This window comes from Mesorhizobium sp. M7A.F.Ca.US.005.03.2.1 (assembly GCF_003997795.1).
GTDB lineage: Bacteria > Pseudomonadota > Alphaproteobacteria > Rhizobiales > Rhizobiaceae > Mesorhizobium > Mesorhizobium ciceri.
The window spans coordinates 1-7,735 of the sequence record NZ_RZRP01000231.1 but is presented as its reverse complement, the minus strand read 5'-3'; the positions used below and the strand labels follow the sequence as shown (position 1 = coordinate 7,735).

The window sequence follows — 7,735 nt, the reverse complement described above, 5'->3', positions numbered from 1 at the left end:
CCGTGAAGGCGGCCGCACCGTCGGTGCCGGCATCGTCGTCACCATCAAAGAGTAATTTGGACTTAAACCGATCTGTCGCGGGCGCGGGAGTTGCCCGCGCCGCGCCAGAACAAGGAAGTGACGCATGAACGGACAGAATATCCGCATCCGCCTTAAGGCGTTTGACCACCGCGTGCTCGACGCCTCGACGAAGGAAATCGTGTCGACGGCCAAGCGTACCGGTGCAAACGTCCGCGGCCCCATTCCGCTGCCGACGCGGATCGAAAAGTTCACGGTCAACCGGTCGCCTCACGTCGACAAGAAGAGCCGCGAGCAGTTCGAGATGCGCACGCACAAGCGTCTGCTCGACATCGTCGATCCGACCCCGCAGACGGTCGATGCTTTGATGAAGCTCGATCTGGCCGCCGGCGTCGACGTCGAGATCAAGCTCTAAGGGAATGAGAGCGCGGTAAGGGGCGGTGCCCCTGGCCCGGAACTCTAAAGGAATTGAACCGATGCGTTCAGGTGTGATTGCAAAGAAGGTGGGAATGACCCGCATCTATAACGATGCCGGGGAACATGTTCCCGTCACCGTTCTCCTGATGGAGAACTGCCAGGTCGTGGCCCAGCGCACGCAAGAGAAGAATGGCTACACCGCCGTTCAGCTCGGCGTTGGCCTTGCCAAGGTGAAGAACACGTCGAAGGCGATGCGCGGCCATTTCGCGACCGCTTCCGTCGAGCCGAAGGCGAAGGTCGCAGAGTTCCGCGTCTCCGCCGACAACATGATCGATGTCGGCGCCGAGATCACCGTCGAGCACTTCGTCGCCGGCCAGAAGGTCGATGTGACGGGCACGACGATCGGCAAGGGCTTTCAGGGCGTCATCAAGCGCCACCACATGGGCGGTGGCCGTGCAACGCACGGTAACTCGGTTTCGCACCGTACGCACGGTTCGACCGGCCAGCGCCAGGACCCGGGCAAAGTGTTCAAGGGCAAGCATATGGCTGGCCACATGGGCGACACCCGCGTCACCACGCAGAATGTCGAGATCGTATCGACCGACGCCGACCGCGGCCTGATCCTGATCCGCGGTGCGGTTCCCGGATCGAAGGGCGCCTGGATCCTGGTCCGCGATGCGGCCAAGGTGGCACTGCCGGCCAATGCGCCGAAGCCTGCCGCGATCCGCGCCGTTGCTGCCGAAAGTGGCGCCAAGAACGAGGCTCCGGCCACAGAGGGAGCGGAATAATGGATCTCAAGATCACAACGCTGGGCGGCAAGGACGCCGGCAAGGTGGAACTCTCCGACGAGATTTTCGGCCTTGATCCGCGCGAAGACATCCTGCAGCGCGTCGTGCGCTGGCAGCTTGCCAAGAAGCAGCAGGGCACGCACAAGACCAAGGGTCGCGCCGAGATCGCGCGCACCGGCGCCAAGATGTACAAGCAGAAGGGTACGGGCCGCGCCCGTCACCATTCGGCACGCGCTCCGCAGTTCCGCGGCGGCGGCAAGGCCCACGGCCCGGTCGTTCGCAGCCACGAGCACGAACTGCCGAAGAAGGTTCGCGCTCTCGGCCTCAAGCATGCTCTCTCGGCCAAGGCCAAGAGCGCGTCGATCATCATCATCGACGAGCTGAAGCTGACCGAGGCCAAGACGAAGGCGCTGATCGCGAATTTCGCGACGCTGGGCCTGACCAATGCTTTGCTGATCGGCGGCGCCGAGCTTGACAAGAACTTCAAGCTGGCGGCGACGAACATCCCCAACATCGACGTGCTGCCCATCCAGGGCATCAACGTCTACGACATTCTGCGCCGCGGCACGCTGGTCCTTTCGAAGGCCGCCGTCGAGGCTCTCGAGGAGCGTTTTAAATGACCGACCTTCGTCATTACGACGTGATCGTCTCGCCGGCGATCACCGAAAAGTCGACCATGGCCTCCGAGCAGAACAAGGTCGTCTTCAACGTCGCCAAGAAGGCGTCGAAGCCGGAAATCAAGGCCGCCGTCGAAGCGCTGTTCGGCGTCAAGGTGATGGCCGTGAACACGCTTGTCCGCAAGGGCAAGATCAAGCGCTTCCGTGGCACGGTTGGCCGCCAGAGCGACGTCAAGAAGGCGGTTGTGACGCTGGCCGATGGCCAGTCGATCGACGTCGCGACGGGTCTCTGAGCAAGGCCGCGAGGACAGAACAATGGCACTGAAAAAATTCAACCCGGTAACGCCCAGCACCCGTCAGCTGGTCATCGTCGACCGCTCGGGCCTCTACAAGGGCAAGCCCGTCAAGGGTCTGACCGAAGGCCTGACCAAGTCGGGCGGCCGCAACAATCACGGTCGCATCACCGCCCGCTTCATCGGCGGTGGTCACAAGCGTTCGTACCGCATCATCGACTTCAAGCGCCGCAAGTTCGACGTCGTCGGCACGGTCGAGCGCATTGAGTACGATCCGAACCGCACCGCCTTCATCGCGCTGATCAAGTATGACGATGGCGAGCTGTCCTACATCATCGCTCCGCAGCGTCTGGCTCCCGGCGACAAGATCGTGTCCGGTGAATCGGTCGACGTGAAGCCGGGCAATGCGATGCCGCTGGCTTCGATGCCGGTCGGCACCATCGTCCACAACATCGAGCTGAAGCCGGGCAAGGGCGCTCAGGTCGCCCGTTCGGCAGGTGGTTACGGTCAGCTGGTCGGTCGTGACCAGGGCATGGCGATCCTGCGCCTCAATTCGGGCGAGCAGCGTGTCGTTCACGGCTCCTGCATGGCCACTGTTGGCGCCGTGTCCAATCCGGACCACGGCAACATCAATGACGGCAAGGCCGGTCGCACGGTCTGGCGTGGCAAGCGCCCGCACAATCGCGGCGTGACCATGAACCCGGTCGACCATCCGCACGGCGGCGGCGAAGGCCGCACATCGGGTGGCCGCCATCCGGTTTCGCCCTGGGGCAAGCCGACCAAGGGCAAGAAGACGCGGTCCAACAAGGCGACCGACAAGTTCATCCTGCGCTCGCGCCATCAGCGCAAGAGCTAAGAAGAGGTAACGCCAAGTGACTCGTTCGATTTGGAAAGGCCCCTTCATTGACGGCTACCTTCTCAAGAAGGTGGACAAGGTTCGTGAAGGTGGTCGCAATGAGGTGATCAAGATGTGGAGCCGTCGCTCCACCATCCTGCCGCAGTTCGTCGGCTTCACCTTCGGTGTCTACAACGGCCAGAAGCATGTTCCCGTCTCGGTGAACGAGGACATGGTCGGTCACAAGTTCGGTGAATTCGCTCCGACCCGGACCTATTACGGTCACGGCGCGGATAAGAAGGCGAAGAGGAAATAATCATGGGCAAGGCCAAAGCTCCGCGCAGGCTTGCTGATAACGAAGCGCGCGCCGTATTGCGCACGATCCGTATCAGCCCGCAGAAGCTGAACCTGGTTGCCGCGCTGATCCGCGGCAAAAAGGTCGCGACAGCGCTTTCCGATCTCGAATTCTCGGCCAAGCGGATTTCCGGCACGGTCAAGAAGACGCTGGAATCGGCAATCGCCAACGCGGAAAACAACCACGACCTGGACGTCGATGCACTGATCGTGGCGGAAGCCTATGTCGGCAAGTCGATCGTCATGAAGCGGTTCCATGCCCGTGGCCGCGGTCGCGCCAGCCGTATCGAGAAGCCGTTCTCGCACCTCACGATCGTCGTTCGTGAAGTCGAAGAAAAAGGGGAGGCCGCATAATGGGCCAGAAAGTCAATCCGATCGGTCTTCGCCTCGGCATCAACCGCACCTGGGATTCGCGCTGGTTCGCGAACACCGGCGAGTACGGCAAGCTGCTGCATGAGGACATCAAGATCCGCAAGTATCTCGAGAAGGAGCTCAAGCAGGCTGCCATCTCGAAGGTCGTGATCGAGCGTCCGCACAAGAAGTGCCGCGTCACCATCCATGCCGCGCGCCCGGGTCTGATCATCGGCAAGAAGGGCGCCGACATCGAGAAGCTTCGCAAGAAGCTGATGGAGATGACGAAGTCCGAGACGCACCTCAACATCGTTGAAGTGCGCAAGCCGGAGATCGACGCGACCCTGGTCGCCCAGTCGATCGCCCAGCAGCTCGAGCGTCGTATCGCGTTCCGCCGCGCCATGAAGCGTGCCGTTCAGTCGGCGATGCGCCTCGGTGCCGAAGGCATCCGCATCAACTGCGCCGGCCGCCTCGGCGGCGCCGAGATCGCGCGCATGGAATGGTATCGCGAAGGCCGCGTGCCGCTGCATACGCTGCGTGCGGACGTCGACTACGGTACGGCCGAAGCGCACACGGCTTATGGCATCTGCGGCGTCAAGGTCTGGGTGTTCAAGGGCGAGATCCTTGAGCATGACCCGATGGCTTCGGAGCGTCGGGCCAGCGAAAGCGATGCAGCGCATGGCGGTGGTGGTGATCGCGAACGCGGTCGTCGTCGCGAAAACGCCTGAGACATTTAGGAATTTGGAGTTAGAACGATGCTGCAGCCAAAGCGCACAAAGTTCCGCAAGCAGTTCAAGGGCCGTATCCATGGTACCGCAAAGGGCGGCACCAACCTGGATTTCGGTGGTTTCGGGCTGAAGGCGCTTGAGCCGAACCGCGTCACCGCACGTGAGATCGAGGCGGCCCGCCGCGCGATCACCCGTGAAATGAAGCGCGCTGGTCGCGTCTGGATCCGTATTTTCCCGGACGTGCCGGTCACTTCGAAGCCGACCGAAGTCCGCATGGGTAAGGGCAAGGGCGCGGTCGATTACTGGGCGGCGCGCGTCAAGCCAGGCCGCATCATGTTCGAGATCGACGGCGTCAATGAAGAAACCGCCCGTGAGGCACTGCGTCTCGGCGCGGCCAAGCTCTCGGTCAAGACGCGCTTCGTGCAGCGCATCGCAGAATAAGGACGGGCTGATCATGAAAGCCGAAGACATCCGGACCAAGACCCAGGACCAGCTGACCGACGACCTGGCCAGCCTGAAGAAGGAGCAGTTCAACCTGCGCTTCCAGAAGGCCACCGGCCAGCTCGAGAAGACCGCGCGCGTGAGACAGGTTCGTAAGGACATTGCGCGTATCAAGACCATCGCTGCGGAAAAGTCCGCGGCTAAGAAGGCTTAAGGACGAAAACCATGCCAAAGCGCATTCTGCAGGGCACCGTCGTCAGCGACAAGAACGAGAAGACGGTTGTCGTCAAGGTCGAACGGCGCTTCACGCATCCCGTGATGAAGAAGACCGTGCGCATGACCAAGAAGTACAAGGCGCACGACGAGAACAACGCCCACAAGGTTGGCGATCAGGTGTTCATCCAGGAATCGAAGCCGATTTCCAAGGACAAGCGCTGGATCGTCGTGTCTTCGGACCAAGCCTGACCTCGGGCGTAAACAACGAATTTTGGACAGACCGGGGAGGGGCTTTGAGCCCATCCCGTTAGAAGAGAAGAAGGCGGCCAGTCATGATTCAGATGCAAACAAACCTCGACGTCGCGGATAATTCCGGCGCCCGTCGTGTCATGTGCATCAAGGTGCTGGGCGGCTCGAAGCGGAAATACGCTTCCGTGGGCGACATCATCGTGGTGTCGATCAAGGAAGCCATTCCGCGCGGCCGCGTGAAGAAGGGCGATGTGATGAAGGCGGTCGTGGTTCGCACGGCCAAGGACATCCGCCGCCCGGACGGCAGCGTGATCCGTTTCGACAAGAACGCGGCCGTTCTCGTCGACAACAAGAAAGAGCCGATCGGCACGCGTATCTTCGGACCGGTTCCGCGCGAACTCCGCGCCAAGAACCACATGAAGATCATCTCGCTCGCGCCTGAAGTGCTGTAAGGAGCCGGACCAATGCAAAAGATTAGAAAAGGCGACAAGGTCGTCGTGCTGGCCGGCAAGGACAAGGGCCGTTCGGGCGAAGTCCTCTCGGTACAGCCGAAGGAAGACACCGCGCTGGTGCGTGGCGTCAACATGATCCGCCGTCACCAGAAGCAGTCCCAGTCCCAAGAGGGCGGGATCATCACCAAGGAAGCGCCGATCCAGCTGTCGAACATCGCGCTGGCCGACCCCAAGGATGGCAAGCCGACCCGCGTCGGCTTCATCTTCCAGAAGGACGGCAAGAAGGTGCGCGTCGCCAAGCGCTCGGGAGAAGTCATCAATGGCTAAGGCTCAAACCACGAAGCCCAAGGCTGAAAGCAAACAGTCCAAGGCTCAGAACACGCCGCGCCTCAAGCAGGTCTACAACGAGACCATCCGCAAGGCGCTGCAGGAACAGTTCGGCTACGACAACGAGATGCAGGTTCCGCGCATCGACAAGATCGTGCTGAACATGGGCGTTGGCGAAGCGACCGCCGATTCGAAGAAGCCTTCGATCGCGGCCGAAGACCTGGCGATGATTGCCGGCCAGAAGGCCGTCGTCACCCGCGCCCGCAACTCGATCGCCGGCTTCAAGGTCCGCGAGAAGATGCCGATCGGCGCCAAGGTCACGCTGCGCAAGGAACGCATGTATGAGTTCCTCGACCGTCTCGTGAACATCGCACTGCCGCGCGTCCGCGACTTTCGCGGACTGAATCCGAAGAGCTTCGATGGCCGTGGCAACTACGCCATGGGCATCAAGGAACACATCGTGTTCCCGGAGATCAACTACGACAAGGTTGATCAGATCTGGGGCATGGACGTCATCGTTTGTACGACTGCGAAGACGGACGACGAAGCCAGGGCATTGCTCAAGGCCTTCAACTTCCCCTTCCGCCAGTAACGGCAGCGAGAAAAGGAAAAATCTGAAATGGCAAAGACCAGCTCAGTCGAGAAGAACAACAGGCGCCGCAAGCTTGCCGACCAGTACGGTCCCAAGCGGGCTGCGCTCAAGGCGATCATCATGGATCAGTCCAAGCCGATGGAAGAGCGTTTCCGCGCTCAGCTCAAGCTTGCCGCCATGCCGCGCAACTCGGCCAAGATCCGCATCCGCAACCGCTGCGAAGTCACCGGCCGTCCGCGCGCCTACTATCGCAAGCTCAAAGTATCGCGCATCGCGCTTCGTGATCTCGGCAATAACGGCCAGATCCCGGGCCTGGTCAAGTCGAGCTGGTAAGGAGGACATAACATGTCATTGAGCGATCCTCTCGGCGATATGCTGACCCGCATCCGCAACGCGTATGGCCGCAAGAAGTCGAGCGTTTCGACGCCGGCTTCGCGTCTGCGCACCCGCGTCCTCGACGTGCTGAAGGCTGAAGGCTATATCCGCGATTACAGCCAGACCGACTTCGACAACGGCAAGTCCGAAATCGAGATCGAGCTGAAGTATTTCGACGGCGCGCCGGTCGTGCGCGAAATAGCCCGCGTTTCGAAGCCAGGCCGCCGCGTCTATGTTTCGGCCAAGTCGATTCCGCAGGTCGCAAACGGCCTCGGCATCGCCATCCTTTCGACACCGAAGGGCGTGATGGCCGACCATGAAGCACGTGAACAGAACGTCGGCGGTGAGATCCTCTGCCAGATCTTCTGATCTGGCAGTTGACCGCAAAGTGGAATCCGGTCTTCGGATCGTTCCCGAAGACAGAGACCTGAAACAAGAGAAGTGACGAGGACAACAAAATGTCTCGTATTGGAAAGAAACCCGTTTCGCTGCCGCAGGGCGTGACCGCGACCGTCAACGGCCAGACCGTGACGGCGAAGGGCCCCAAGGGTGAGCTGAAGTTCGTGGTGAACGACGAAGTGCTGGTCAAGATGGAAGGCAGCGAGATCGCTGTCCAGCCGCGCGACCAGACCAAGACCGCCCGCTCCAAGTGGGGCATGTCGCGCACGCAGATCGTCAACAT

Annotated in this window: 17 protein-coding genes; all 17 read left to right on the top strand. The window is 61.2% G+C overall.

Going from position 1 to position 7,735, the window contains the following annotated elements; all coding sequences use genetic code 11:
• The first annotated feature begins 124 nt into the window (after positions 1 to 124).
• Complete coding sequence (rpsJ, locus tag EN991_RS14985) at positions 125 to 433, top strand: 30S ribosomal protein S10 (RefSeq protein ID WP_010909272.1); 309 nt, start codon at positions 125 to 127, stop codon at positions 431 to 433.
• 61 nt (positions 434 to 494) lie between these two features.
• Entirely contained in the window at positions 495 to 1,223 is a 729-nt protein-coding gene (gene rplC, locus EN991_RS14980) for a 50S ribosomal protein L3 (RefSeq protein ID WP_013531422.1), read from the top strand.
• Positions 1,223 to 1,843: a 50S ribosomal protein L4 gene (gene rplD / locus EN991_RS14975; RefSeq protein ID WP_013531423.1), complete on the top strand. Its 621-nt coding sequence runs from the start codon at positions 1,223 to 1,225 to the stop codon at positions 1,841 to 1,843. Before rplC ends, rplD begins: the two co-directional genes overlap by 1 nt.
• Positions 1,840 to 2,133: a 50S ribosomal protein L23 gene (locus EN991_RS14970; RefSeq protein ID WP_013531424.1), complete on the top strand. Its 294-nt coding sequence runs from the start codon at positions 1,840 to 1,842 to the stop codon at positions 2,131 to 2,133. Before rplD ends, EN991_RS14970 begins: the two co-directional genes overlap by 4 nt.
• Before the next feature lie 22 nt (positions 2,134 to 2,155).
• Positions 2,156 to 2,989 (top strand): 50S ribosomal protein L2, encoded by an 834-nt coding sequence (gene rplB / locus EN991_RS14965; RefSeq protein WP_024505067.1) that lies wholly within the window; start codon positions 2,156 to 2,158, stop codon positions 2,987 to 2,989.
• 16 nt (positions 2,990 to 3,005) lie between these two features.
• Positions 3,006 to 3,284, top strand: a complete 279-nt coding sequence (gene rpsS, locus EN991_RS14960) for a 30S ribosomal protein S19 (protein ID WP_006205463.1) — start codon at positions 3,006 to 3,008, stop codon at positions 3,282 to 3,284.
• A 2-nt stretch (positions 3,285 to 3,286) separates the two neighbouring features.
• Positions 3,287 to 3,676 (top strand): 50S ribosomal protein L22, encoded by a 390-nt coding sequence (gene rplV, locus EN991_RS14955; protein ID WP_006205462.1) that lies wholly within the window; start codon positions 3,287 to 3,289, stop codon positions 3,674 to 3,676.
• Positions 3,676 to 4,401, top strand: a complete 726-nt coding sequence (gene rpsC, locus EN991_RS14950; RefSeq protein ID WP_013531426.1) for a 30S ribosomal protein S3 — start codon at positions 3,676 to 3,678, stop codon at positions 4,399 to 4,401. The genes rplV and rpsC overlap by 1 nt, the downstream gene beginning before the upstream one ends.
• Before the next feature lie 27 nt (positions 4,402 to 4,428).
• Positions 4,429 to 4,842, top strand: coding sequence for a 50S ribosomal protein L16 (gene rplP / locus EN991_RS14945; RefSeq protein WP_013531427.1), 414 nt, complete (start codon positions 4,429 to 4,431; stop codon positions 4,840 to 4,842).
• Between the two features lie 13 nt (positions 4,843 to 4,855).
• A complete protein-coding gene (gene rpmC, locus EN991_RS14940; RefSeq protein ID WP_006205459.1) occupies positions 4,856 to 5,056 on the top strand; it encodes a 50S ribosomal protein L29 in 201 nt (66 codons plus the stop codon).
• A gap of 11 nt (positions 5,057 to 5,067) precedes the next feature.
• Entirely contained in the window at positions 5,068 to 5,307 is a 240-nt protein-coding gene (rpsQ, locus tag EN991_RS14935) for a 30S ribosomal protein S17 (protein WP_010909280.1), read from the top strand.
• Positions 5,308 to 5,390: 83 nt separating this feature from the next.
• Positions 5,391 to 5,759, top strand: coding sequence for a 50S ribosomal protein L14 (gene rplN, locus EN991_RS14930; protein WP_006205457.1), 369 nt, complete (start codon positions 5,391 to 5,393; stop codon positions 5,757 to 5,759).
• Between the two features lie 12 nt (positions 5,760 to 5,771).
• Entirely contained in the window at positions 5,772 to 6,086 is a 315-nt protein-coding gene (rplX, locus tag EN991_RS14925) for a 50S ribosomal protein L24 (protein ID WP_013531428.1), read from the top strand.
• On the top strand, positions 6,079 to 6,678 hold the full coding sequence (gene rplE / locus EN991_RS14920; RefSeq protein WP_013531429.1) for a 50S ribosomal protein L5: 600 nt from the start codon (positions 6,079 to 6,081) through the stop codon (positions 6,676 to 6,678). Before rplX ends, rplE begins: the two co-directional genes overlap by 8 nt.
• 27 nt (positions 6,679 to 6,705) lie before the next feature.
• Complete coding sequence (gene rpsN / locus EN991_RS14915; protein WP_013895695.1) at positions 6,706 to 7,011, top strand: 30S ribosomal protein S14; 306 nt, start codon at positions 6,706 to 6,708, stop codon at positions 7,009 to 7,011.
• Between the two features lie 12 nt (positions 7,012 to 7,023).
• Positions 7,024 to 7,422 carry a 30S ribosomal protein S8 gene (rpsH, locus tag EN991_RS14910; RefSeq protein ID WP_013531431.1) on the top strand — a complete coding sequence of 133 codons (399 nt, stop codon included), beginning with the start codon at positions 7,024 to 7,026 and terminating at the stop codon, positions 7,420 to 7,422.
• Positions 7,423 to 7,511: 89 nt separating this feature from the next.
• On the top strand, positions 7,512 to 7,735 hold a 224-nt coding region (gene rplF, locus EN991_RS14905), incomplete at its 3' end, for a 50S ribosomal protein L6 (protein WP_127369037.1).

Coding starts and splice junctions, on each gene's coding strand:
- rplE (WP_013531429.1), top strand. CDS start 6,079: ATGGCTAAGGCTCAAACCACGAAGCCCAAGGCTGAAAGCAAACAGTCC.
- rplP (WP_013531427.1), top strand. CDS start 4,429: ATGCTGCAGCCAAAGCGCACAAAGTTCCGCAAGCAGTTCAAGGGCCGT.
- rpsN (WP_013895695.1), top strand. CDS start 6,706: ATGGCAAAGACCAGCTCAGTCGAGAAGAACAACAGGCGCCGCAAGCTT.
- EN991_RS14970 (WP_013531424.1), top strand. CDS start 1,840: ATGACCGACCTTCGTCATTACGACGTGATCGTCTCGCCGGCGATCACC.
- rpsQ (WP_010909280.1), top strand. CDS start 5,068: ATGCCAAAGCGCATTCTGCAGGGCACCGTCGTCAGCGACAAGAACGAG.
- rplX (WP_013531428.1), top strand. CDS start 5,772: ATGCAAAAGATTAGAAAAGGCGACAAGGTCGTCGTGCTGGCCGGCAAG.
- rplB (WP_024505067.1), top strand. CDS start 2,156: ATGGCACTGAAAAAATTCAACCCGGTAACGCCCAGCACCCGTCAGCTG.
- rpsH (WP_013531431.1), top strand. CDS start 7,024: ATGTCATTGAGCGATCCTCTCGGCGATATGCTGACCCGCATCCGCAAC.
- rpmC (WP_006205459.1), top strand. CDS start 4,856: ATGAAAGCCGAAGACATCCGGACCAAGACCCAGGACCAGCTGACCGAC.
- rplV (WP_006205462.1), top strand. CDS start 3,287: ATGGGCAAGGCCAAAGCTCCGCGCAGGCTTGCTGATAACGAAGCGCGC.
- rplN (WP_006205457.1), top strand. CDS start 5,391: ATGATTCAGATGCAAACAAACCTCGACGTCGCGGATAATTCCGGCGCC.
- rpsJ (WP_010909272.1), top strand. CDS start 125: ATGAACGGACAGAATATCCGCATCCGCCTTAAGGCGTTTGACCACCGC.
- rpsC (WP_013531426.1), top strand. CDS start 3,676: ATGGGCCAGAAAGTCAATCCGATCGGTCTTCGCCTCGGCATCAACCGC.
- rplD (WP_013531423.1), top strand. CDS start 1,223: ATGGATCTCAAGATCACAACGCTGGGCGGCAAGGACGCCGGCAAGGTG.
- rplC (WP_013531422.1), top strand. CDS start 495: ATGCGTTCAGGTGTGATTGCAAAGAAGGTGGGAATGACCCGCATCTAT.